The organism is Streptomyces sp. NPDC052020 (assembly GCF_040680575.1).
GTDB lineage: Bacteria > Actinomycetota > Actinomycetes > Streptomycetales > Streptomycetaceae > Streptomyces.
Genome location: NZ_JBFAWY010000030.1, coordinates 1 through 24771, shown reverse-complemented (window position 1 = coordinate 24771; position 24771 = coordinate 1). Strand labels below are relative to the sequence as shown.

Here is a 24771-nt window from a genome sequence, read left to right as displayed (position 1 = left end):
TCTCTTGTCGTGAAAACGAGGCCCTCGCTTCTCGCCGCACGTCCGCTTCGTGACCCCAGGCGCGGACGCCGGTCGCGAACGTCACGGAAGAAAAAAGGGGCCCACCGCTGTCGCGGGGACCGCTTCGTGGTGATCGCAGGAGGATATTGTGGGTGAGTTGTAAGCGCCGCGGGCCCGGAAAAGCAAACGCGCGTTCACGACCTCGGGAAGGACCGCTGCGAGTCGTGTGTTTGTGCAGCTCAACCACGGTGCCTTCCCCCAACCCCCGACCTCACCGACCGCCAACGCGAGCAGCGCGCGATATCCTAGCCCCTGGCGTCTCGCGGTCACCAGCAGAACCCCTCGAATCCATCGGGATCCGCCATCGTCTCCGAACGCTCGGAGAATGGCGATCGGAAGAATGTGCGACAGTGAAGTGATGGCCGAATTCGGCCCCCCTTCAGGCCGTGCCGTCCGGATGACGCGTCTGGGATGTACTCGTCACACAGGGGCGTTGCCCAAAGGGGCGTTGACTGCCTGATCACCCAGCCCGTGGAACTCCCCGGCCCGCTCCTCGACCGCGCCTGACCCCCGCCACGGTCCGCTCTGCGGTGGCTCCTCAGCGGCCGAGGGCCTCCAGCACGCGGCCGAGCTGCCGCACCGGCTCGGCCCCGGCCATCCGCAGAACGACCGCGTCCGCACCGGCCGCCGCCAGCTCCCGGACCCGGTCGGCGGCCTCCCCGGCGCGGCCGGAGACGGTGAACACCTCCTCCGCCGGGCGTCCGAGCCAGGCGCCCTGGCCCTCCACCTGAGGCCGCAGCGTCTCCTCCACCTGCCGCGGATCATCACCGACGCAGCAGAAGGCGAGCACCGTCAGGGTGTGGCCGGGACCGGCCCCGCCCTTCTCGGCCAGCGCCCGCGCCGCAGCCACCTCACGCGGCCCGTGCCCCTCGGCGATCACCGTGCCGTCCGCGACCCGCCCGGACAGCTCCAGGGAACGAGGCCGCACCACGCCCGCGACCACCGACGGCGGTCTGGCCGGCGGATGCACCAATTGCACGCCGTCCAGCCGCACTTCCCGGCCCTCCAGCTCAACCCGGTCCCCGCGCAGCAGCGCACGGACCGAGCCGATGGTCTCCTCCAGCAGGGCCAGTGGTGAGCGCGGCGCGGCACCGACCGCGACCATCCACTCCCGCACCCCGTGCCCGATCCCGGCCACCAGCCGGTCGGGGAAGACCCGCGCCAGCGTGGCCAGTTCCATCGCCAGCAGCGCCGGACTGCGCAGCGGCGCGGGCGTGATCCCGATCCCGACCCGCACCCGCTCGGTCGCCCCCAGCGCCACGGCCGCGGCGGACACGCCGCCGTTCCACCCGAGGTCCTCGACCACCCAGAGGTCGTCCACCCCGAGCGCCTCGACCTCCCGGGCGAACCCGGGCAGCCCCTCCGGGGCCCAGTCGCGGTCGTACATCACGCCGATTCGTAGGGTCGTCATGGACCGCAACCTATGGTGCGCCCGGTGATTGATCAACACTGCGGCGGTGGTCCCGGGCGCCGGACGTCACGCCGGCAGTCCGCGGCGGCAGGCGTAGACGACGGCCCGGACGCGGTCGTGGAGCCGGACCGGCCTGGTCGGCGTTCCGCCTGGCCCGGACGAGTGGTGGAAGGTACTCCGCCTCAACCCCTGGCCAGTTGCAGTTGCAGCATCCATTCCACGACTTCCGTGTGGTGCCGCGCTTGCCGAGGGTCCGCGCCCCACACGTACAGTCCGTGCCCCGCCACGACGACAGCCGGCGTGTTCGGATCACGGGCGGCCTCCAGGCGGTCGCCGAGGACGGTCATGTCCTGACTGTTCCCGATGACCGGAAGAACCACTTCATCGGCGTGCGTCGGCCGGCCGATTCCCTTGAGCATTTCGAGGTCGCGGAAGACGATCCCCTCGGGGCAGCGCTCCGCGACGGCGACCGAGGCGATGGTATGGACGTGCACCACGGCCCCCGCACCGGTCAGCCGGACCACCCGGGCGTGCAGCGCCGCCTCGGCCGACGGCCTGCCGCCGCTGACGGCATGGCCGGCGGCGTCGACCAGGACCACATCGGTGGCCGTCAGCTCCCCCTTGTCCAGGCCGCTGGCGGTGACCGCGAGGCGCAGAGGGTCACGGCTGGTCACCACCGACAGGTTGCCGGAAGTGCCCCGCATCCAGCCGAAGGAGGCGAAGCGGGCCGCCTCGCGGGCCAGCACCGCTCCAGCCTCGGCCAGGCCGGCGTCGAGGTCCGTCGTACGTTCGGTCACCGCGGGTTCCTCGCATCCTCGCCGTCGGTCCGGCGGACTCGGACATCGGCGAACGACTCGATCAGCGGGTGGCCACCTGCGCCGTGCCGGTGGTACGGCTCGCCGGGACGCCGCACTCCCGCGGTGAGCCAGCCGGCTTCCCGCGCCGCGTCGAGTTCGGCCGGCCGGTCGGAGAGGAACAGGATCCGGCCGGGGGGAGTGGTGAGGGCCTCGCTGATGGCCCGGTACGACTCGGGGGACTGCTTGGGGCCGGTGTTCTCGGTGTCGAACAGTCCGTCGATGAGGGGCAGCAGGTCGCCACCGGCGCTGTGGGTGAACCAGGCGCGTTGCGCCGCCACCGAACCGGACGAGTACACATGAAGCCGTACGCCCTCGGAGTGCCAGAGGCGCAGGGCGGGCGCCACGTCGTCGTAGAAATGCGACACCAGATCGCCACGCGCGAATCCCTCGGCCCAGACGATGCCTTGGAGCGTTTTCAGCGGCGTGACCTTGCGGTCCTCGTCCAGCCAGGTGTTCAGAGCCCTTTCGACGCCCGTCAGGTCTGCCCGCGGGTCGCCGAGCAGTCGCCGTACCTGGTCGATCGCTCGTCGGACGTCGGCTTCCTGGTTCCGTTCGTTCAGCAGTGCGCCGAACCGCCGGCGCGAGTACGGGTACAGCACCTCGGTCACGAATCCGGTGGCGCTGGTGGTGCCCTCGATGTCGAGCACCACGGCGTCCGCTTCGAACGTGACGGTCACGCCTTCCGCTCCGCGGTGAAGCCGGCGTGGATGGTGTCGAAGTCGGGGAACCGGGACGAGATGTCGGAGCCGGTGAAGTTGCCGATCCAGCCGTCTTCCTCATGGAAGAAGCGGATCGCGGTGAAGCTGGGCCGAGTGCCCATGTCGAACCAGTGGGTGGTTCCCTTCGGCACCCCCAGCAGGTCGCCCCTCTCGCAGTACACGGCATGGACCTCGCCGGACGTGTGCAGGTAGAAGATCCCGGCTCCGGCGACGAAGAAGCGCACTTCGTCATCGTCGTCGTGGGTGTGTTCGTTGAGGAACTTCTCGCGAGCGGCCCGGGCCCGGGCCGGCCAGTCGTGGGCGGTTTCGGGGTGCAGGGAGACGACGTCGACGGTGACGAACCCCTCTTCCCCGCTCAGCCTGTCGATCTCGCCGCGATAGGCGGCCAGGACGGTGTCGCCGTCCGCGTCCGCCGGCACGTCGTGACGCACGGGCCACTGCTCGTAACGCACCCGGAGCGGGGCGAGGGCGGCGGCGATCTCGACTGGCTCGGACGTGCGGCGGAGAACGGTCTGCGGGCCGGACTCGGGCCAGGTGATCAGGAGTGTCATATCAGCCCCCATGAAGCCATGTAGGTGACGGATGGACGCAGTTGCCGTAGGGCGAGTTCTCCGGTCCGGGCCGAGGGAGAAAGCCACCCGCCCTCCGTCCGCGTCACGTTCCGGAATCCCTGGTGCGGGGACGGGAAACCGTCCTTTCCTCGGAGACCGCCGCCGTGACGAGGCTCGCGGGAGTGACGTCGAACGCGGGGTTGTACACGCCTGCGCCGACGGGTGCCAGAGCCGTGCCCGCGCAGTGGGTGACCTCGGCCGGGTCGCGCTCCTCGATGAGGATGGCCGATCCGTCGGGCAGGGTCCGGTCCCAGGTGGACTCGGGGGCGACGACGAGGAACGGAATCCGGTGGTGGGCCGCCGCCAGGGCGAGCCCATAGGTGCCGATCTTGTTCGCCACGTCGCCGTTGGCGGCTATCCGGTCGGCTCCCACCAGCACGCAGTCCACCAGCCCCCGGGCCATGGCGGCCGCCGCGGCGGAATCGACGCAAATGCGGTAGGGCACGCCCGCCTCGCCCAGCTCCCACGCGGTCAGGCGGCTGCCCTGGAGGAGCGGCCGGGTCTCATCGACGAGGACTTCGGCCACACAGTCGCGTTCCGCCAGTTCGAGGATGGCTCCCAGCGCCGTTCCACCCGCCGCGGTGGCGAGCCGTCCGGTGTTGCAGTGCGTGAGGATGCGCAGCGGACGCCTTTGTGTGAGCGACAGCACCAGGTCGGCCGCGCGCAGAGCCGCGGCACGGTTGGTCGCCGCGTCCTCCTCGATCATCGCGAGTGCCTCGGCCAGTACGGCATCCGGGCCGTCGCCGAGCCGGCCGAGCGCACGGCGGACTCCCCACTCGAGGTTGACCGCGGTCGGACGAGCCCGCGCGATACGGCCCGCGTCGGCCGTCACCGCCTCCGTGGCATCGTCCCCCGTGGTCTTGCGCCGCAGTGCGGACAGGGCCACCCCCAGGGCACCGGCCAGGCCCAGAGCGGGCGCCCCCCGGATGGCCAACGACTGGACGGCCTCGATGAGTTCGTCCACCGTAGCCAGCCGCAGCAGGCGGTACTCTCCCGGCAGCGCGCGCTGATCCACTGCGATGACGGCTTCGCCGTCCCAGCTCAGCGAGGTCTTCATCCGCTCTCTCCCCGGTCAGCGAGAGGTGAGGCGCACTCGGACAGGGCCGGCGGCACGCATCGTCATCCCGAGTTCCAGCGGGATCTCGGTATCGACCGCTGTCAGGGTGAAACGCTGGAGGAGGGTCGCCAGAGCGAGGGTGGCCTCCAGCATCGAGAAGTGCTGGCCGATGCAGGCCCGGGGGCCGCCGCCGAACGGGAAGAACGCATAGCGCGGGCGGTCCGCCTCCGCCTGCGGAGTGAAACGCTCCGGATCGAACGCCTCCGGGTCGTCCCAATAGGCGGGGTGCCGATGTGTCACGTAGGGGCTGACATAGACGTCGGCGCCCGCGGGAATGCGGAAGCCGCCGATCTCCGTGTCGGTGACGGCTTTGCGGCCCATGATGGCGACCGAGGGGTAGAGCCGCATCGCCTCCTTCAGCACCATCGTGAGGTACGGCAGCCGGTCGAGGTCGTCGGCCGCCGCAGCCCGGCCGCCGAGGACGTCGTCGAGCTCTGTCTGGGTCCTTTCCTGCGCCTTGGGGTGCAGGGCCAGCAGGTGCAGGGCGAAGGCGAGCGCCGTCGCGGTGGTCTCGTGGCCGGCGAGCAGGAAGACGAGTACCTGATCCCGCACCGCCTGGGCGTCCAGGATCGAGCCGTCCGCGTCCCGGGCTTTGATCAGCAGGGTCATCATGTCGTCGCCGTCGCCTTCCGGCGCCGTACGGGAGGCGTGCCGCTCGGCGATGATGCGGTCGCAGATGGCGTACAGCTCACGCTGGGCCGCGGCGGCGCGACGGTTGGCCGGGGTGGGCCAGCTCCTGGGCGAGCGCAGGGGGTTGGCCCCTCGGTTCAGAACGTGCTCGCCCAGGACCGGGAAGCAGCGGCGGACCACATCCACCGTCTCGTCCAGGTCGGCGCCGAACAGGATGCGGGAGATGGCCCGCAGCGCGAACTCGGCCATCTCCGAGGCGACGTCCACGGTCGCGTCGGGCCGGGCGGCCCAGCGGTCGGCGACGGCCGCCGCCTCGGTGTGGACGGCCGCCGCGTAACCGTCGACGCGGCGGCGGGTGAACAGCGGCTGGACGAGCCGGCGCTGGAAGAGGTACTCGTCGTCCTGACTCGTCAGCAGCCCGTTGCCTATGGAGGCCCGGATCTCGGCGTAGACGGAGTTTTCCTTGCGGAATCCGGCCGCCCGGGTGCCCAGGACCTGCTGCACCCCGTCCGGGGAGAACACCGCGTACAGATGGGCGCGCAGCCCTGGGGGGCCGACCGGGAAGCGCACGACATCCCCGTAGTCCCGCCGGGCGCGCAGATATGCCCTCAAGGTGTCGTCGCGCAACTCCACCAGTGTGCCGAGCATTCTGCTCCCCGCCACCTGAGGGGCTTCCCTGGTCATGCCGACGCCTCCAGTCCTTGCACTTCCTTGCGCTACGAGATCGGGGTCGTGCTGTCGTCCGACGCCGGCCGGTTCCGGTTCAGCCGACGATGTCTCCGGGCGTCGCCTCCGGGGCGGGGGACAGCAGATGGACCAGACCGTCCGCCGTGTAGGACCCGAGCAGCAGGAACTCACTGGTGCGCCCGGCGATCCGCTTGTCGGGCAGGTTGATCACACCGATGACCAGCCGGTCCTTCAGCTCTTCGGACGAGTAGTTCGTGATCTGCGCACTGGTCCAGAGCACTCCCGCGGTCCCGAAGTCGACCTGGACCCGGTAGGCCGGCTTGCGCGCCTCCGGGAAGTCCTGGACATCCAGGATCCGCCCCACCCGGAGGTCGGCGGAGAAGAAGTGATCGGCAGGGATCCGGTCCTTGCGGTCCTTCATCGCGTTCCGTTGTTCCGATCGTTCAGTACGTTCTTGCGGTTGGTCAGTACGTGGTCGATCAGGCCGTACTCAGCCGCCTGTTCGGCCGTGAGGATCTTGTCGCGCTCGATGTCCTGCTCTATCTGCTCCACCGGCCGGCCGGAGTGACGGGCCAGGATGGTCTCCACCAGCTTGCGCACGCGCTGGATCTCCTGGGCCTGGATCGCCAGGTCGGAGATCTGCCCGCGCTCTCCCTGACTGTGCGGCTGGTGCAGCAGCACGCGTGCCCCGGGCAGCGCCGCCCGCTTGCCGGGGGTGCCGGCGGCCAGCAGCACGGCCGCCGCGGAGGCGGCCTGACCGATGCAGACCGTCTGGATGTCGGGCTTCACGAACTGCATCGTGTCGTAGATCGCCGTCATGGCGGTGAGGGAACCACCGGGCGAGTTGATGTAGAAGGCGATGTCCCGGTCGGGATCCATCGACTCCAGACAGATGAGTTGCGCCATGACGTCATTGGCGGAGGTGTCGTCGATCTCCGCTCCGAGGAACACGATGCGCTCCTCGTAGAGCTTGGAGTACGGGTCGTACTCGCGCGTTCCCTGTGCCGTGCGTTCGACGAACCGGGGCACTATGTAGCGGGCTTGGGGCGGCGTACCGCCGAATGTCAGGGCCGGGCGATCGTGCAGGGCCATGGTCTTCTGTTTCCCTCGGGTTCGGGTGCGGCTGCGGTAGCTGGACGCGGTGGGCCCGGCTCGGCCCCCGATGTGCGACAGGGCGGTCCTCGCCGGGCCGTCGCCCGTTTTTCAGGACACCTGCGTGCCACCGGCCCCGGGGATGCCCGAGGCCGACTTCATCACCGCGTCGATGAGCCCGTACTCCGCGGCCTCCCGGGCCGTGAACCACTTGTCCCGGTCCGAGTCCCTGGTGATGGTGTCGACGTCCTGCCCCGAGTGCAGAGCGATCAGCTCCGCCATCTCACGCTTGGTGCGCAGCAGTTGTTCGGCGTAGATCTTGATGTCACTGGCCGAGCCGCCGAGTCCGGCGGACGGCTGATGCATGAGTATCTTGGTGTTGGGAAGGGCATACCTCTTGCCCTTGGTGCCGGCGGTCAGCAGGAACTGGCCCATAGACGCGCAGAAGCCCATGGCGATCGTCACCACATCGTTCTTGATGTAGTGCATCGTGTCGTACACGGCCATTCCCGCGGTCACCGAACCGCCGGGAGAGTTGATGTAGAGGTAGATGTCCTCATCGGATTCCGCGGCGAGCATCAGCAACTGCGCCGTGAGCTTGTTCGCGATGTCGTCATCGACTTCCTGGCCGAGGAAGACGATGCGGTCGCGCAGGAGTCGGCTGAATACCTGGTCGCCCATTCCCATGCCGCTCATCCCGCCCTCGCCCCGCGGCATCCGCGAGTCCGACGAATAGTCGCGCGCTAAGGTCACTGGACCTCCAAAGCTCTTGGAGGCGACGCTTGCAGCAGCCGCCCGAAGTCTTTCTCGTGTCTTTGTGCCCGCCGCCCCAACACGCCCTGCCCGTGCGTGTTTTGGTCCGCAGCGGATACGTTCCCGACGCTAACACGGCAGTCAGGGCCTGTCCTGGGTTCCCTGAGCACTTCGCTGACAGCAGAGCATCGTCAGGCGGCCGACTCGGCCGCGTCCCGAAAACGGGTGATGGCCGAAATGTGCTGTGCTCGAAGCTCCGTGTCGCTCACCCCTAGCCCCTCCCCGGGGGCCAGACAGAGGACGCCGACCTTTCCGTGGTGCCGGTTGCGGTGGACGTCGTACGCGGCCTGGCCGCTGTCCGCCAGTGGATAGACCCGGGACAATGTGGGATGGATCCGCGCCTTGCAGATCAGGCGGTTCGCCTCCCACGCCTCGCGGTAGTTGGCGAAATGGGACCCGACGATCCGCTTCAGTGACATCCACAGGTAGCGGTTGTCGTACTCGTGCAGGTAACCCGTGGTGGACGCGCAGGTCACCACCGTGCCACCGCGCCGAGTCACGTAGACGGAGGCTCCGAAGGTGTCCCGGCCGGGGTGTTCCAGGACGATGTCGACGTCCTCACCGCCGGTGAGCTCGCGGATACGGCTGCCGAACCGCCGCCACTCGCGCGGGTTCTGCGTCCCGTCCGCGTTCCAGAACCGGTAGCCCTCGCTCGTGCGGTCGATCACCGCCTCCGCGCCCATCCGGCGGCACAGGTCCGCCTTCGCCCGGTCGGAGACCACGCAGACCGGCTGGGCGCCGCCGGCCAGGACGAGCTGGGTCGCGTACGACCCCAGGCCCCCGGCCGCCCCCCAGACCAGCACATTGTCGCCCTGCTTCAGGCCGGCGCCGTTGCGGCTGACCAATTGCCGGTACGCGGTGGAGTTGACCAGCCCCGAGGCGGCGGCCTCCTCCCACGTCAAGTGGGCCGCCTTGGGCATGAGTTGATTGGCCTTGACCAGAGCGATCTCGGCCAGTCCGCCGAAGTTCGTCTCGTAGCCCCAGATCCTCTGCTCCGGGTCGAGCATGGTGTCGTCGTGGCCGTCCGCGGACTCCAGTTCCACGGACAGACAGTGTGCGACGACCCTGTCGCCCGGCCGCCAGGCGCGCACGCCCGGTCCGGTGCGCAGCACATATCCCGCGAGGTCGGACCCGATGACGTGGTACGGCAGGTCATGACGGCGCGCGAGCGGCGAGGTACGGCCGTAACGCTCCAGGAAGGCGAAGGTGGGCACCGGCTCGAAGATGGCGCTCCACACGGTGTTGTAGTTGACGGAGCTGGCCATCACGGCGACCAGCACCTCGCCCGGTCCCGGCTCGGGCACCGGCACCTCGGTCAGGTGCATGGACTTGCGGGGGTCCTTGTCGCGCCTGTCGAGACCCGCGAAGAGTTCGGTCTCGTCCCTGCGCAGGGTGATGGCCCGGCACGACTCGGGAACCGGCAGTGCGGCGAAGTGGTCGGGATCCGCCGCCTGAGTGACGGCGGCCAGTAACTCGTTCATGGAGGCTCCTGTGGGCAGGGCGATCCCCATGGGGAGGGAGCGGTCGGCCGATCCGCTCGGAGATTCTTGCCGACCGTGCCTGTATTCCGCTACGGCCGCTCGGAAAAAAGTCCGCGGACTTCGTGCCGCCCACGGGGTCACCCGATCAACCCGGTACACGCTGTGGGGAATTGCCGTGGCTGGTACTGCGGCTACCAGGCTGCTGAATTTCTGGATGGAGTCCGACGTGCCAGGCAGAGTTCATCACCGCTGAACGGCGGCCGACTCCGGGAGCTGAGGGCAATCCGTGACAGAGTCCATTCCTTTGACAGCTTATCAGCGCGATATCTGGGTGGCGCACGAGCTGTTTCCCAGCAGTCCGCAGTTCACGATCCACCTGAGTCAGCGATTTAGCGGGGAAATCGATCACGATCGGCTGCTGGCCGCGCTGCGGCGCACGGTGCGGGCCAACGACGCCTTTCGGCTGCGGTTCGAGGAGCGGGACGGCACTCCGTTTCAGCGGACCGACGGATCACCGCCCGAGGTCCAGGTGGTGGATTTCTCCGGCGACGCCGACCCCCGGGCGAGCTGTGAGGCGTGGATCGCCGCCGAATCCTTACGGCCCTTCGACCTGCACGACGGGCCGCCGAGCCGGCCGGCGCTGCTCAAGGAGGGAGCCACCGCCGTCCGGGTCTTTCTCTCGGCGCACCACCTGATCACCGACGCCTGGGGGCTGCACCTGTTCTTCGACCAGGTCAGGCGGGATTACGCGGGCCTACGGGCGGCCGAACCGCCGAGCTTCGCGGCCTGCGTCGCGGACGAGCGGCGCTATCGCTCCTCGGCTCAGCACGCCGAGGACCGGGAGTTCTTCCGCCGGACGCTGGACGCGGTCGAGCCCGCTCTGTTCCCGCGTCGCGCGCCGGCCGGAGCGCGACGCAGCCGGCGTTACTCCTTCACGCTGCCGGGCGAGCTGACCGAGCGCGTCAGGGAGCGAGGCGAGACGCCGTTCGCGTTCCTCGCGGCCGCGTTCGCCGTCTACCTGTCACGCGTGCACGGGGCCGCGACGGTGGTCCTCGGCGCGCCGCTGTTCAACCGCAGGGGCAAGGACGAGCGACGCGCGGTGGGTCAGTTCGCCAACACCCTGCCTCTCGTGGTCGAGGTGGGCGCGGACGTGCCCTGGCGGGACCTGGTCGCCGCCGTGCAGCGCGACACCCGCGAGCTCCAGCGGCACGAGCGGCTCGCCTTCGGCGACCTGCTCGGCGACCGGCCCGGCCACTCCCGCCAGGTCTTCGACGTGACGCTGTCGTACGCGCAGTGGCCGCAGGGCAGGCCGCTGCCCGGCCTGCGGGTCGAGTCGTCGGGCGCCACCAAGGCCCACGACCAGGACGCCCTCGCCATAGTCGTCAACGAGCAGGGCGGCACCGGCGAGGTCGTCGTGGACCTCGACTACGCCACCGACGTGTTCGACGCCGACTTCCCCATCGAGGCGCTCGCCCGCCATGTGCGCACCCTGCTGCTCGGCGCGCTGGAGGACCCGGACCGCGCCGTCGCCGCCGTCCCGATGCTGGACGACGCCGAGCGCGCCGCGGTGGTCCACGAGGTCAACGCCACGGACCGCTCCTTCCCGGACGACCGGACGCTGCACGCCCTGTTCGCCGTCCAGGCCGCGCGCACCCCGGGGCGCACCGCCCTGGTCGAGGCCGCCACCGGCATCCATCTCGACTACTCCGACCTGGACGCCCGCGCCGAGCGACTCGCGGCGGCCCTGCGCGCCGACAAAGTGGCCCCGGGCGACCGGGTCGCCGTGCTCCTCCAACGGTCGCGGCACACCGTGGTCGCCGTCCTGGCCGTGCTGAAGGCGGGGGCCGCCTATGTGCCTGTCGACGCCGGCTACCCGCCCGAACGGATCGCCTACGTCCTCCAGGACAGCGGGGCCCGCACGGTGCTGACGGGACCGGGGGCGCCGCCGCTGGACGTGCCGGCCGGGGTCGTGGTCCGACGCGTGGACGAGGAACCCGCACCCGCCGGCCCGCTGCCGCCCCCGTCCGCCCCCGCCGGCCCGGACGACCTCGCCTACGTCATCTACACCTCGGGCTCCACGGGCCGGCCCAAGGGCGTCATGGTCGAACACCGGGCCGTCGTGAACCGGCTCACCTGGATGCAGCGCCGCTACCCCATCGGTGCGGACGACGTGATCCTGCACAAGACACCGATCGCGTTCGACGTGTCCGTCTGGGAGCTGTTCTGGTGGGGCATCGCGGGCGCCCGCGTCGCGCTGCTGCCGCCGGGCGCGGAGAAGGACCCGCGGGAGCTGCTGCGCACCATCGCCGCCGAGCGGGTGACGGTGCTGCACTTCGTCCCCTCGATGTTCGGAGCCTTCCTCGAACTGCTCAGCGCCGAACCCGAGCTGCGGGAGCAGGCCGCGTCCCTGCGGCGGGTCTTCTGCAGCGGGGAGGCGCTGCCGCCGGAGCAGGTCGCCGCCTTCCACCGGATCTTCGGCGCCGGCGGCCCGAAGCTGACCAACCTCTACGGGCCCACCGAGGCCACCGTCGACGTCTCGTACCACGACTGCCCCCACGGCGCCCCCGTCGACCGGGTGCCCATCGGGCGGCCGATCGACAACCTGCGGCTGTACGTCCTGGACCGGTTCGGCGACCCGCAGCCGGCGGGCGCCGCCGGCGAGCTGTGCATCGCCGGTGCCGGACTGGCGCGCGGCTACCTCGGCCGGCCCGAGCTGACGGCCGAGCGGTTCACCCACGACCCGTTCGTGCCCGGGGAACGGATGTACCGCACCGGCGACCTGGCCCGCCGGCTCGCCGACGGCACCCTGGAGTTCCTGGGACGCGTCGACCGGCAGGTCAAGGTCCGCGGCAACCGGGTGGAGCTCGGGGAGATCGAACACCGGCTCTCGCGGCTGCCCTCGGTGCGGGCCGCGGTCGTCACGGACCGCCCCTCGCCGGGCGGCGGCGTGCGGCTCGTCGGGTACTACGTCGCCGATGCTCCGATCGAGGACGCGGAGATCCGTGCCCGGCTCGCCGCCGCCCTGCCGGAGTTCATGATCCCGGCGCACTTCGTGCGGATCGACCGCGTCCCGCTGACGCCCAACGGCAAACTGGACCGCGCGGCCCTGCCCGCACCCGTGCCGGACGGCGAGCCGGCCGCGTACGCCGCTCCCGCGACGGACGTCGAGCGGGCCCTGGCCGAGGCGTGGGCCGAGGCGCTGGGCGTGGAACGGGTCGGCGTCCACGACGAGTGGTTCGCGCTGGGGGGCGACTCCCTGCTGCTGCTCAGGGTCCGGGCGGCGGCCGAGCGGCGCGGGCTCGGCCTGACGCTGGCCGACATGGTCCGCCACACCACCGTGGCCACGCAGGCGCCGCATGCCACCGCGGGGCGTGCCGACGCTCTGCCCCAGCCGTTCGAGCTGGTCACGGGCGCCGACCGGGCCCGGCTCAGCGACGTGGGCCTGGTCGACGCCTTCCCGGTGACCCGGCTCCAGCTCGGCATGATCTACCACAGCCGGGAACAGGCCGGCTCCCCGCTCTACCACGACGTCTTCCACTACGCCTTCGCCCTGGACGCCGTCGACTGGGAGGAGCCCGTCTTCCGCGCCGCCTTCGACCGCCTCGTCGCCCGGCACGCGGCCCTGCGCTCCGCCTTCGACCTCACCGGCTGCTCGGAGCCCCTCCAGACGGTACGGGCAAAGGCGGCCGGCGGTCTGCGGATCGTCCACGTCACCGACGCCGACGCGGAGGCCGCGATCGCCGCCTGCGTGGCCGAACGGCGCGTCCACCGCTACGACTTCGAGCGGCCGCCGCTGTACGAGTTCCGGACCCATGTCCGCCCGGGACGGCTGGATCTCGTGCTCAGCTTCCACCACGCGATCCTGGACGGCTGGAGCGTGGCCGTGCTGGTCCGCGAGCTGTTCCAGGACTACCTGCACGGGCTGGGCGCCGGCGTCGAGCCGGTGGACGACACACCGCTGCCGTCCTTCGCGGCCTACGTCCGTTCCGAGCGCGCCCGCCTTGAGTCGGCCGCCGACCGCTCGTACTGGCAGCGGCTGCTGACCGGTGCCGAGCCCGTCCGGCTCGATCCGTACGTACCGCACGAGCCGCCCCGGGAACCCGGGCTGATCGTTCGGCACGTCGAGCTGCCCGGCGAACTCGCCCGCGCCATCCAGGACTTCACCCGCCGGTACGCGGTGCCGACGCGGCTGCTGATGTTCACCGCGCACTGCCTGACGCTGCGGCTGCTCGCCGGCTCCCCGGACGTCACCACCGGACTGGTCACCCACGGCCGGCCCGAGGTGGCCGGAGCCGACGGCATGACCGGGCTGTTCCTGAACACCATGCCGTTCCGGCTGGAGAAGCTGGAGAGGACCGACGGCTCCTGGCTCGACGTGGTGCGCGCGGTGGTCCAGCAGGAACAGGAGTCCTTCCCGCACTCGGCCTACCCGCTCAGCGCCATCCAGACCGACCTGGGCGGCCCCGTCACCGAGACCGCCTTCAACTTCGTACGGCTGCACACCCTGGAGGCGGTGCTCGGGCACGGGAAGCTGTCCCTGCTCGACCTCGCCACGTACGAGGAGACCAACCTCGCGCTGCTGGCCAACGCGATCGTGGATCCCCGTGACGGGCGGACGATACGGCTCAGGTTCGACTGCGACGGCCGGTCGTTCAGCCCCGGGCAGGCCGACCGGCTCGCCGCCGTCTTCCAGCGGATCCTCGGCCGTATGGTCGAACAGCCGGACGAGACCGTCGACTTCTCCTTCCTGACGGACCCGCTGCCCGCGCCCGCCGCGCTCCCCGACCCGGTGGACGTGCTCACCCTCATCGACGAGCGGATACGGCTGCGGCCCGACGCGGCGGCCGTCACCTTCGGCCCGGTCACCTGGACCTACGAGCGGCTGGACCGGGCCGCCGACCGGGTCGCCGCGGAACTGGCCGGGCTCGGCGCTCCGGCCGGAGCGCCGGTGGGCATCGCGATGGACCGCTCCCCGGAGACGGTCGCCGTGGTACTGGGCGTGCTGCGCGCCGGAGCGGTCTGTCTGCCGCTCGACGTGTCCTACCCGGCGGAGCGGCTGGCGCGCATGATCGAGCGGGCGCGGCCGTTCCGGGTCGTCGCCCACACGCGGCACGCCGGACTCGTACCGGATCCGGCGCTGCTCCTGCCCGTGGAGTCGCTGGCCCTGGCGGGACCCGGCGACGACGGGCCCACGGCGGGCGCGCGGCGCCGGGTCGGCCTCGACGACCCCGCCCTGCTGCTGTTCACCTCGGGCTCCTCCGGCGAGCCCAAGGGGGTGGAGCTTCCGCACCGTCTGTGGGCCAACTACGTGCGCTGGCAGCTGGGCGCGGCCACCGCGGCGGCGGGGGACCGCACGCTGCAGTTCGCGCCGCTCAGCTTCGACGTGTCCTTCCAGGAGATCTTCTCCACCCTCGCCGGCGGCGGCACCCTGGTGCTGGTCTCCGAGCCGGACCGGCGCGACCCGTCGACGCTGCTGCGACTGCTGGAGGAGCAGCGCGTACGCCGGGCCTTCCTGCCGTTCGTCGCGCTCCAGCAGCTCGCGGACGCCTCCGGGGAGCTGGGCCTGCGCCCGTCGCACCTGTCGGTGCTGGTGTCCTCGGGCGAGCAGCTGAGGGTGACCGACGAGATCCGCCGCTTCTGCGCGGCCCTGCCCGGCACGGTCCTGGAGAACCAGTACGGGCCGACCGAGACCAACCTGGCGAGCTCCTACGTGATGACCGGCGACCCGGCGGGATTCCCCGCGCTGCCGCCGATCGGCCGGCCCATCGGCGGCACGGACATGTATGTGCTGGACGAGCGGCTGCGGCCGGTCCCGCCCGGGGTGCGCGGGGAGATCCTGCTCGGCGGGGCCTGCCTCGGCCGGGGCTACCTCGGGCGCCCGGACCTGACCGCCGAGCGCTTCGTCACCGCGCCCTGGGGGGCCCGGCTCTACCGCACCGGCGACCTCGGCCGCACCCTGCCCGGCGGGGACGTCGTGTGGCTGGGCCGCGCCGACGACCAGGTGAAGGTGCGGGGCTTCCGCGTCGAACCCGCCGAGGTCGAGCTGGCCATCAGGGCACTGGACCAGCCGGGGATCGAGGAGGCCGCCGTGGTGGCCCGCCGCCGGGACGACGGCGACTCCTCTCTGGCGGCGTTCCTGGTGGGCACCCCGGAGACGGTCGATCTGGCCGAGGTGCGCAGCCTGCTGCGGGCCGCCCTGCCCGACCACATGGTGCCTCGCCTGGCTGCCCGCCCTGCCGCTCACCCCCAGCGGCAAACGCGACGACGCCGTCCTGCGCCGCCGTCCTCTCCAGAGCGCTCCCGCAGCCGGGCGCACCGCACCCCGGGACGCCCAGGAGCGTGCCGTGGCGGACATCCTGGGCGAACTCCTCGGCATACCGGCTCCCGGCGTCGACGACGACTTCTTCGAACTCGGCGGCACCTCGCTGACCGCGATGCGGCTGATGGTGGCCGTGGAGAAGCGGTTCGGGGTGCGTGTCCCGCTCGCGGCGTTCGCCACCGCTCCGACCGTGGCGGCGCTGGCGGCACGGTTGCGCTCCCAGGACGCCGTCGCCGCCTTCGACGCGGTGGTGCCGATCCGCACCGAGGGACCCGAGCGACCGCTCTTCCTCGTCCACCCGCTCGGCGGCAACGTCCTGTGCTACGTCCGGCTCGCCCGGCACCTGCCCGCCGACCAGCCGGTGTACGCGCTCCAGGCGGCCGGCACCGAGCCCGGGACCGAGCCGGTCGAGACGATGAGCGGCATCGCCCGCGGCTATGTGGAGGCGATCCGCCGGGTCCAGCCGGAGGGCCCCTACCGGCTGGCCGGTTGGTCCTTCGGCGGCTTCGTCGCCTTCGAGATGGCCTGGCAACTGCACGCCTCGGGGACGGGGCAGGTGGAGCAGCTGGTGCTGCTCGACTCGATCGCGCCCGATCCGGGGGAGAGGCCCGAGGTGGCCGACCGAGCGATGCTCGAGTGGTTCTTCTGGGAGCTGATCTGGGTCGACCGCGGCGGCGACGCCCCCGTCGAACCGCTCCCCGCCACACTGAGGAGCGACGAGGACCGCCTCGACTTCATCGCCGACCGTGCGGCCGCCGCCGGCGTCCTCGCACCCGCCACCGCCCGCTCGGCGGTGCGCCGCCTGTTCCGCGTCTACAAGGCCAACTGGGCGGCGCTGCGCGACTACCAGCCGGGCCCCCTGCCGCTCGACGTCACCCTCGTCAAGGCCACCGGGGAGCTGCCCGACGCGCTCAAGCCCATGCACGGCGCCGCCCGCACCCTGCACCGGGACCCCCTCAACGGCTGGTCCACCCTCACCAGCGGCAAGGTCCGTCTGATCGAGGTACCGGGCGACCATCTGAGGCTGCTCGACGAACCGTACGTCCAGGAAGTGGGCCGAGCCCTCACGGAAGAGAGGCTACCGAAGTGACGCCACGTCCCCCTGTCCGCGCCCTGGTCGTCGGGGCCGGCATCGGCGGCCTCACCGCCGCCGCCACCCTGCGCGGCGTCGGCGTCGACGTCGAGGTGTACGAACGGGCGCGGGAACTCAAGCCGGTCGGCGGCGCGCTGTCGCTGATGTCGAACGCGGTACTGGCCCTGCGGACCCTCGGTATCGATCTGAGGCTGGAGGAAACCGCAGAGATCCTGGAGCGGCTGCACTTCCGCACCAAGCGGGGCAGGCTGATCCGGACCCTGGAGTTCAAGGAGATCTGCGACCGCCTGGGCGCCCCCAGCTTCGGCCTGCACCGCGCCGAACTCCAGCGTGCGCTGCTGGAAGCGGTGAAGGACGTCCCCCTCACGCTCGGCGCCCAGGCCACCGGCTTCGAGGCCGACGACGACGGCGTGCGCGTGTTCTTCGCGGACGGCACCGAGGCCCGCGGCGACGTCCTGATCGGCGCGGACGGCTTCGACTCGGCGATCCGCCGCACCCTGGTCGGCCCCGAGACGCCCTACGAGCCCGGATACATCTGCTGGGTCGCCACCCCGCACCTGTCCCACCCCGCCATCCCGAAGCAGTACGGCGCCCACTACTGGGGCCGGGGCCGCCGCTTCGGCATCGCCAACATCGGCAAGGGCCAGGTGTACTGGTGGGGCACGAAGAACATGCCCGCCGCGCGAGCCCGTGACTGGCAGGGCACACGAGACGAGATCGAACGGACGTACGCCGGCTGGGCTCCGGAGGTCGTGGCGTGCGTCCGCGCCACGCCCGAGGACCAGATCACCGCCTTCCCCGCCCGGGACCGGCCCTTCCTGGAACGCTGGGGCGAGGGCCGGGTCACCCTGCTCGGCGACGCGGCCCACCCGATGATGACGAGCCTGGGCCAGGGCGCCGCCATCGCCATGGAGGACGCCGTCGTCCTCGCCCGCCACCTGGAGGGTGCGACCGACCTGCCGGGCGCGCTGCGTGCCTACGAGCGCGCCCGGCTGCCCCGCACCCGGAAGACCGTCGCCGCGGCCCGCTCCCTGAGCGCGCTGGAACAGACCGAGTCCTGGCCCCGACTGCTGGGGCGCCGGCTGTTCTTCACCTTCGCGCCGCGCTCGGTGCTCGACAAGCAGAACATCGAACTCCTCGACTACCACGCCGTCCTCGCCACGGAGGTGAACCGGTGAAGCCCGCCGCCGAGGCCGCACGGCCGCTGACCCCGCTGGAGCGCTGGTACTGGATCTGTGACCAGATCTCCCCGCTCAACGTCATCGGGCACGTCCGCGTGCGTGGACGTCTCCCCGAGGAGGTGCTCGGCCAGGGCCTGGACGCCCTCCAGGCCCGACACCCCCTGCTGCGGACCGCCATCCACGCCGAGGCCGACGGCAGCAGGCCGCGCTTCGTGCCGATCGCCGGACGGCCCATCCCGCTGCGCACCGTCTGCGTGCCCGAGGGCGAGGAGACGGGGGAGCCGCGCTGGCAGCGCGAGCTGAACGAGCACGAGTTCATCGAACCCGTCGACTGGGCCACCGGCCCGCTCGCCCGGGCCGTCGCCATCTCACGGGGCGAAGTCCACGATCTGATCATCACCGTCCCGCACTGCGTCGCCGACGGGACGACCGTGCTGAGCCTGCTGCGCCAGTGGCTGCACCTCGCTGCCCGCTGCCAGACCGGTGACGCGGATGGGAGCGCGGTACACGAACCGGCGCGCGCCCTGCCAGGACCCGAGGGACTGCTGCCACCGGAGTACCGGGGCCTGAAGGGGGCGGCCAAGGTCGCCGCGCAGATGCTGGCCGACCAGTCGGCGGCCAGGCGGCTCAAGCCCAGCCGCCTGGAGCCGAGCCGCGGCGTGCCCTTCCCGCAGCGCACCACACGGCTGATCCACCACGAACTCGACGGGCCCGGGGTCGAGGGTCTCACCCAGGCCTGCAAGCGCGAACGCACCACGGTCCACGGACTGCTGGCGGCGGCCATGGTGACCGCCGTCGCCGAGGACGCCGGCACCGGACCGGGCCACCTCACCATCGGCTCCCCGATCACCTTCCGCGAGGCCCTGGAGCCCTCCGTGACGGACGACGAGCTGGGCACCTACGTCGCCACCGTGCCCTCCGTCGTCGCCTACCGGCCGGGGCAGTCACTGTGGCCCATGGCCCGGGCCATCAGCCGCGACCTCGCCCGCCGCCGCAACCGCGGCGAACACCTCACCGCCATCGCGACCATGGGGTTCGTCGCACCCAAAACCGTCGCCAAGAGCGACCGGTTCCTCCGCTTCATGCAGGACAAGGGGCCCATCACCCTGTGCCTGTCGAACCTCGGCCGGTTCGACTTCCCCCACCGGATCGGCCCGTGGCAGGTCAGCGACGCCGAGTTCGTCACGGGCCTGTCGGTGAACGCGTACTTCGTGGCCACCGTCAACACCAGCCACGACCGGCTGGCCTGGAACTTCACCCACGTGGACCAGGCCGTCCCCCGGGACCGCGCCGCACGCATGGCCGACGCCAGCGTCGAGGCCGTGCTGGCCGCCCTCACCTGACAGGAGCCTTCATGCCCACCCGAATCCCGAGCCCTCGCGGGCGCGCCGTGGTCGTCACCGGGGCCTCCTCAGGCCTGGGCAAGGCGTGTGCCGAGCACCTGGCGGCAGCAGGTTTCAGGGTCTTCGCCGCGGTGCGCCAACCGGGCGGCGAGCCGCCCCGCCCCCGAGTGGAACAGCTCATCCTCGACGTCACCGACGCGGCGTCGATCGCCGCCGCCGAGGACGTGGTACGCGACAGGGTGGGCGACACCGGCCTGTGGGGACTGGTCAACAACGCCGGCATCTGCGTTTCGGCGCCCCTGGAGTGCCTGCCGCTGGAGGACCTGCGGCGACAGCTGGAGACCAGCGTCGTCGGCCAGGTCGCCACCACCCAGGCCTTCCTGCCGCTGCTGCGCGACGCGGGAGGCCGCGTCGTCAACGTCACCTCCGGACTCGGCAACGTCGCCATCCCCTACCTCGGCGCCTATGCCGCCGCCATGTGGGCCAAGGAGGCGTTCAGCGACGCCCTGCGGCGGGAGGTCGCCCCGAGCGGTGTCCGGGTGAGCGTCGTCCAGCCCGGCGCCATCCTCACCCCGATCTGGGACAAGGTGTCCGACACCGGCACACGCATCCTCGACGCCGCTCCCGAGCGGTTGAGGGAGCTGTACCAGGACACCTTCCCGCGCTTCCTGAAGAGCAACGAGCACAGCGCGCGCACCAGCAGGACCACCCCGGAGGACTTCGCCCGTACCGTGCTGCGCGCCCTGTCCGACCGGCGACCGCGCACCCGGTACGCCGTCGGCCGTGACGCCGCGGCGGGCCGCGTGCTCACCCGGCTGCTGCCCGACGCGGCGCTCGACCGCGCCTTCCGTTCCCTCGTCACCCCATCAGGAGGAACCCTGTGACCAACCCCGCGCCCGACAAGCTCAAGGAGACGTTCACCACGAGCCTGGCGTTGCTTCAGGAGGGCCGCGTCGAGGAGTGGATCGCGCTGTTCGCCCCCGACGGCGTCCTGGAGTTCGCCTACGCCCCGCCCGGATTCCCCACCGTCATGCGCGGCGCGGACCAGCTGCGCGCCCAGATGACCGTGATGCCGCAGCAGCTCAAGATCGAGTACGGCGAGCCCGTCTTCCACGCCGTCACCGCGGAGGGAGTGCTCGTCGCCGAGTTCCCCGGCGACTGCACCCTGCTCGCCACCGGAGGCCGGTACCGGCAGGACTACCTCTCCGTCGTCCGCTTCGAGAACGGCCTGATCACCCACTACCGCGACTTCTGGAACCCCTGGCTGCCCATGGCGGCGATGGGCGGCGAGGAGGCGTGGAACCAGGCGCTGCAAGCACTCAAGGGCTGATCCCCGCCACCGGCTGCCCGGCGACCGCGACCCAGGCGGCGCCGGGCACCGGCGCGACACGAGACACCCGCGACACGAACGACGAGGGACGAAGGCAGGCATGAGCGACACCACCAGGACCGTTGCCACCCCGGACGAGCCCATCGCGGTCATCGGCATGTCCTGCCGGCTGCCGCGGGCCGACGATCCGGCCGCCTTCTGGCGGCTGCTGCGCGACGGTGTCGAGGCCGTCGGCGAAACCCCCGCCCACCGCTGGGACCCCGCCGCTCTCGGTTCCGCCGACGCGACCGCCCTCTCCCACGGAGCCTTCCTCGACCACGTCGACCGCTTCGACGCCGCCTTCTTCGGCATCGGCCCCGCCGAGGCGGCCACCATGGACCCCCAGCAGCGCCTCGTGCTCGAACTCGCCTGGGAGGCGCTGGAGGACGCCCGCGTCGTCCCCGACCGGCTCGCCGGCTCCAGCACCGGCGTCTTCGTCGGCGCGATCTGGGACGACTGGTCCCGCCTGCTGCACGGACACGGCCCCGGCGTCGCCGGCCAGTACGGCCTCACCGGCACCCACCGCGGCATCATCGCCAACCGCGTCTCCTACGCTCTCGGCCTGCGCGGCCCCAGCCTCACCCTCGACAGCGCCCAGTCCTCCTCCCTGGTGGCCGTGCACGCCGCCTGCGCCAGCCTGCGCAGCGGCGAATCCACGCTCGCCCTCGTCGGGGGCGTCAACCTGAACCTGCTCCCCGAGTCCGCCGCCGCCCTGGGCCGGCTCGGCGCCCTCTCACCCGACGGTCACGTCCGCCTCCTCGACGCCGACGCCGGCGGCACCGTGCGTGGCGAGGGCGGCGCCCTCGTCGTCCTCAAGCCGCTGCGTGCCGCCCTCACCGACGGGGACCGGGTGATCTGCGTCATCCGCGGCAGCGCCGTCAACAACGACGGCGCCACCGACGGCCTCACCACCCCCGACCCCGACGCCCAGCGCGCCGTGATCCTCGCCGCCTGCCGGCGTGCCGCCGTCGACCCCACCGACCTCCAGTACGTCGAACTCCACGGCACCGGCACCCCCGTCGGCGACCCCGTCGAGGCAGGCGCGGTCGGCCGCGCCGCCGGAGCCGGCCGCGCCGACGGACCCCTGCTGGTCGGCTCCGTGAAGACCAATCTCGGCCACCTCGAAGCCGCCGCGGGCATCGTCGGCCTCCTCAAGGTCGCCCTCAGCCTCCGCCACCGCGCCCTGCCGCCCACCCTCAACCACGTCCGCCCCCACCCCGACGCCCGGCTGGACGCCCACCACCTGCGCGTGCGGACCGAACACGGGCCCTGGCCCCACCCCGAGCGGGAACTGATCGCGGGCGTCAACTCGTGGGGCATCGGGGGCACCAACTGCCACGTCGTGCTCTCCGAGGCACCGGCCGCCCCGGAGGCGGCCCCGGCACCGGCGACGGACGGTCTGCCGCGCGTCTGGCCGGTGTCCGCCCGTACCGGGACCGCCCTGCGCGCCCAGGCCGGCCGCCTGCACACCCACCTCACCGACACCGACCCCTCGGCCACCCCCGACCAGGTCGGCCACGCCCTCGCCTTCACCCGCACCGCGTTCCGCCACCGGGCCGCCGCCGTCGGCACCACCCGGGCGGAACTCCTCGACGGTCTGCGCGCCCTCGCTGAGGGAACCGCCTCCGCGCACCTGGTCACCACTGGCGCACCGGCCGCCGGCCCGGCCCCCCTCGCCGTGATCTTCGGCGGCGGAGGCAGCCAACGCCCCGGCATGGGCGCCGAGCTGTACGCCACCCACCCGGTGTACGCCGCCGCCTTCGACGCCGTCTGCGACGAACTCGACCGCCGTCTCCCACGCCCCGTCCGCCCGTTGATCCTCGCCGAGCCGGACACCCCGGAAGCCCGGCTGCTCGACCGCACCGACTTCGCCCTCCCCGCGCTGCTGGCCGTCGAGGTCGCCCTCTACCGCCTCTACGAGAGCTGGGGCCTGCGCCCCACCCACCTCACCGGCCACTCCATGGGCGAGCTGACCGCGGCCCATATCGCCGGCGTCCTCACCCTGCCCGACGTCTGCGAACTCGCCGTCGCCCGCGCCCGGCTCATCCAGTCCGCGGCCGGCGGCGCCATGGCCGCCGTCGAGGCCTCGGAGGAGGAGGTGCTGGCGGCCCTCGACGAGTTCTCCGCCGCCGTGTCCATCGCCGGTGTCAACGCACCCGACTCCACGGTCATCTCCGGCGACGAGGACGCCGTGCTCGAGCTGTGCGCACGGTGGCGCTCCCGGGGACGCAAGACCAAGCGCCTGGCGGTCACCGTCGCCGGCCACTCCCCGCACATGGACGGCATCCTCGACGAGTTCCGCACGGTGGCCCGCCGCCTGTCCTACTCCCCGCCCCGCATCCCGGTCGTCTCCAACGTCACCGGCACCGTGGCCGCCGCCGGCCAGCTCACCGACCCCGAGTACTGGGTCCGCCACGTGAGGGCGACCGTCCGTTTCGCCGACGGGGTGCGCACCCTGCACGCCGAGGGTGTCACCACCTACCTGGAACTCTCCCCGAGCCCCGTCCTGGCTCCCGCCGTCGGCACCTGCCTGGACGGCGAGGAGCGCAGGCCGGTCGTCATCACGACCCTCCAGCGCGACCGCGCCGACGCGCTCGGCGCGGCAAGCGCCCTGGCCGCCCTGTTCACCGCCGGTCATGACGTCGACTGGTCCGCGGTCCTCCCGCACGGCACCCCGGACTGCGATCTGCCGACGTACGCCTTCCAGCGACGCTCCTACTGGCCGCAGCTGGCCACCACGGCCCGTCCGGATCGCGCGGTGTCACTCGCCTCGGGGCCCGCGCGGCCGACGGAGGCCGAGGAGGCCGAGGAGGCAGGGGGAGGGCACCCGCTGGCAGGGCTGCGCGGAGACGCCCTGCGGACCGCCGTACGCGACCTCGTCGAGACGGCCGTCACCGCGGTGGTGGGCGAGGACGACGAACCGGAACGGCGCCCCGGTGACGGCCGAGGAGCGCACCAGACGTTCAAGGACCGGGGCTTCACCTCCCTGCGCGCCGTCGAGATGCGCGACCGGCTGGAGGCGGCGACGGGCCTGCGCCTGCCGTCCGGCCTGCTGTTCGACCACCCCACCGTGGACATGCTCGTCGACCATCTGTGCCGCACGCTGTCGGGGGATGCCGGGGTGTCCGCGGCGGTGGTGGGTGAGGTGGCGGCGGTGGATGAGCCGCTGGCGATCGTGGGGATGGCGTGCCGGTTCCCGGGTGGTGTCGAGGGTCCCGATGACCTGTGGCGCTTGGTGGCCGAGGGGCGGGATGTGGTGGCCGGGTTCCCGACGGACCGGGGCTGGGATCTGGAGGGTCTGTTCCATCCGGATCCGGAGCACGCGGGGACGTCGTATGCCCGTGAGGGAGGCTTTCTGGGGGGTGCGGCGGAGTTCGACGCGGAGTTCTTCGGGATCAGTCCGCGTGAGGCGCTGGCGATGGATCCGCAGCAGCGGCTGCTGCTGGAGACCGGGTGGGAGGCGCTGGAGCATGCCCGGATCAACCCCCAGACACTGCGCGGCAGCCGCACCGGCGTCTTCACCGGCCTCATGAACAACGACTACGCCACTGGCCTGGGACAGGGCGGGTCCACGACCGAGGGCATCGACGGCTACCTGCTGACCGGCCGCTCGACCAGTGTGGCGTCGGGCCGGTTGGCGTATGTGTTCGGGTTCGAGGGTCCCGCGGTGAGTGTGGACACGGCGTGTTCGTCGTCGCTGGTGGCGTTGCATCTGGCGGGTCAGGCGCTGCGGCTGGGTGAGTGTGATCTGGCGTTGGCGGGCGGGGTGACGGTGATGTCGACGCCGTCGACGTTCGTGGATTTCAGCCGTCAGCGGGGGCTGTCCGCGGACGGCCGGTGCCGCGCCTTCTCCGCGGACGCGGATGGTACGGGCTGGTCCGAGGGTGTGGGTCTGCTGGTGGTGGAGCGGTTGTCGGACGCGTTGCGGCGTGGGCACCGGGTGTGGGCTGTGGTGCGGGGCAGCGCGGTGAACCAGGACGGTGCGTCC

The 24771-nt window shown here is 71.9% G+C and carries 16 protein-coding genes and 1 pseudogene; 7 read left to right on the top strand and 10 right to left on the bottom strand.

Going from position 1 to position 24771, the window contains the following annotated elements:
* Window positions 1-598: 598 nt before the first annotated feature.
* The 10 genes from AB0L74_RS26305 to ccrA form a co-directional block, all read right to left on the bottom strand.
* Window positions 599-1471 carry an LLM class flavin-dependent oxidoreductase gene (locus tag AB0L74_RS26305; RefSeq protein ID WP_365657200.1) on the bottom strand — a complete coding sequence of 291 codons (873 nt, stop codon included), beginning with the start codon at window positions 1469-1471 and terminating at the stop codon, window positions 599-601.
* A gap of 182 nt (window positions 1472-1653) precedes the next feature.
* Window positions 1654-2268, bottom strand: coding sequence for a methylthioribulose 1-phosphate dehydratase (mtnB, locus tag AB0L74_RS26300; RefSeq protein WP_365657197.1), 615 nt, complete (start codon window positions 2266-2268; stop codon window positions 1654-1656).
* Entirely contained in the window at window positions 2265-3005 is a 741-nt protein-coding gene (mtnC, locus tag AB0L74_RS26295; protein ID WP_365657194.1) for an acireductone synthase, read from the bottom strand. Before mtnC ends, mtnB begins: the two co-directional genes overlap by 4 nt.
* On the bottom strand, window positions 3002-3598 hold the full coding sequence (locus AB0L74_RS26290; protein WP_365657191.1) for a cupin: 597 nt from the start codon (window positions 3596-3598) through the stop codon (window positions 3002-3004). Before AB0L74_RS26290 ends, mtnC begins: the two co-directional genes overlap by 4 nt.
* Window positions 3599-3701: 103 nt before the next feature.
* On the bottom strand, window positions 3702-4715 hold the full coding sequence (mtnA, locus tag AB0L74_RS26285) for an S-methyl-5-thioribose-1-phosphate isomerase (RefSeq protein WP_365657188.1): 1014 nt from the start codon (window positions 4713-4715) through the stop codon (window positions 3702-3704).
* Between the two features lie 15 nt (window positions 4716-4730).
* Window positions 4731-6089, bottom strand: coding sequence for a cytochrome P450 (locus AB0L74_RS26280; RefSeq protein ID WP_365657183.1), 1359 nt, complete (start codon window positions 6087-6089; stop codon window positions 4731-4733).
* A 79-nt stretch (window positions 6090-6168) separates the two neighbouring features.
* Window positions 6169-6513 carry a tRNA-binding protein gene (locus AB0L74_RS26275; protein WP_365657180.1) on the bottom strand — a complete coding sequence of 115 codons (345 nt, stop codon included), beginning with the start codon at window positions 6511-6513 and terminating at the stop codon, window positions 6169-6171.
* Window positions 6510-7184 carry an ATP-dependent Clp protease proteolytic subunit gene (locus tag AB0L74_RS26270; RefSeq protein ID WP_365657177.1) on the bottom strand — a complete coding sequence of 225 codons (675 nt, stop codon included), beginning with the start codon at window positions 7182-7184 and terminating at the stop codon, window positions 6510-6512. The genes AB0L74_RS26275 and AB0L74_RS26270 overlap by 4 nt, the downstream gene beginning before the upstream one ends.
* Before the next feature lie 111 nt (window positions 7185-7295).
* The gene (locus tag AB0L74_RS26265) at window positions 7296-7901 is read right to left on the bottom strand and encodes an ATP-dependent Clp protease proteolytic subunit (protein WP_365657327.1); all 606 of its coding nucleotides are present in this window, start codon (window positions 7899-7901) and stop codon (window positions 7296-7298) included.
* Window positions 7902-8128: 227 nt separating this feature from the next.
* On the bottom strand, window positions 8129-9478 hold the full coding sequence (ccrA, locus tag AB0L74_RS26260) for a crotonyl-CoA carboxylase/reductase (protein WP_365657174.1): 1350 nt from the start codon (window positions 9476-9478) through the stop codon (window positions 8129-8131).
* 286 nt (window positions 9479-9764) lie between these two features.
* On the opposite strand from ccrA, the pseudogene AB0L74_RS26255 reads away from it, so the two are divergent.
* From AB0L74_RS26255 to AB0L74_RS26225, 7 genes and pseudogenes are all read left to right on the top strand, one after another.
* Window positions 9765-15509: pseudogene (locus tag AB0L74_RS26255) on the top strand (amino acid adenylation domain-containing protein); the annotation flags it as partial.
* A gap of 313 nt (window positions 15510-15822) precedes the next feature.
* Complete coding sequence (locus AB0L74_RS26250; protein ID WP_365657325.1) at window positions 15823-16887, top strand: non-ribosomal peptide synthetase; 1065 nt, start codon at window positions 15823-15825, stop codon at window positions 16885-16887.
* Window positions 16884-18068 carry an FAD-dependent monooxygenase gene (locus AB0L74_RS26245; protein WP_365657322.1) on the top strand — a complete coding sequence of 395 codons (1185 nt, stop codon included), beginning with the start codon at window positions 16884-16886 and terminating at the stop codon, window positions 18066-18068. Before AB0L74_RS26250 ends, AB0L74_RS26245 begins: the two co-directional genes overlap by 4 nt.
* On the top strand, window positions 18065-19414 hold the full coding sequence (locus AB0L74_RS26240) for a short-chain dehydrogenase (RefSeq protein ID WP_365657171.1): 1350 nt from the start codon (window positions 18065-18067) through the stop codon (window positions 19412-19414). Before AB0L74_RS26245 ends, AB0L74_RS26240 begins: the two co-directional genes overlap by 4 nt.
* Before the next feature lie 11 nt (window positions 19415-19425).
* Complete coding sequence (locus AB0L74_RS26235) at window positions 19426-20298, top strand: SDR family oxidoreductase (protein WP_365657168.1); 873 nt, start codon at window positions 19426-19428, stop codon at window positions 20296-20298.
* Window positions 20295-20744, top strand: a complete 450-nt coding sequence (locus AB0L74_RS26230) for a nuclear transport factor 2 family protein (protein ID WP_365657161.1) — start codon at window positions 20295-20297, stop codon at window positions 20742-20744. The genes AB0L74_RS26235 and AB0L74_RS26230 overlap by 4 nt, the downstream gene beginning before the upstream one ends.
* Before the next feature lie 100 nt (window positions 20745-20844).
* A partial coding sequence (locus AB0L74_RS26225) for a beta-ketoacyl synthase N-terminal-like domain-containing protein (protein WP_365657158.1) occupies window positions 20845-24771 on the top strand: 3927 nt, incomplete at its 3' end.

Bases quoted from the DNA above. Each gene is read 5' to 3' on its own strand.
- AB0L74_RS26305 (WP_365657200.1), bottom strand. From the start codon at position 1,471: ATGACGACCCTACGAATCGGCGTGATGTACGACCGCGACTGGGCCCCG.
- AB0L74_RS26290 (WP_365657191.1), bottom strand. From the start codon at position 3,598: ATGACACTCCTGATCACCTGGCCCGAGTCCGGCCCGCAGACCGTTCTC.
- mtnA (WP_365657188.1), bottom strand. From the start codon at position 4,715: ATGAAGACCTCGCTGAGCTGGGACGGCGAAGCCGTCATCGCAGTGGAT.
- AB0L74_RS26280 (WP_365657183.1), bottom strand. From the start codon at position 6,089: ATGACCAGGGAAGCCCCTCAGGTGGCGGGGAGCAGAATGCTCGGCACA.
- AB0L74_RS26275 (WP_365657180.1), bottom strand. From the start codon at position 6,513: ATGAAGGACCGCAAGGACCGGATCCCTGCCGATCACTTCTTCTCCGCC.
- AB0L74_RS26270 (WP_365657177.1), bottom strand. From the start codon at position 7,184: ATGGCCCTGCACGATCGCCCGGCCCTGACATTCGGCGGTACGCCGCCC.
- AB0L74_RS26265 (WP_365657327.1), bottom strand. From the start codon at position 7,901: ATGCCGCGGGGCGAGGGCGGGATGAGCGGCATGGGAATGGGCGACCAG.
- ccrA (WP_365657174.1), bottom strand. From the start codon at position 9,478: ATGAACGAGTTACTGGCCGCCGTCACTCAGGCGGCGGATCCCGACCAC.
- AB0L74_RS26235 (WP_365657168.1), top strand. From the start codon at position 19,426: ATGCCCACCCGAATCCCGAGCCCTCGCGGGCGCGCCGTGGTCGTCACC.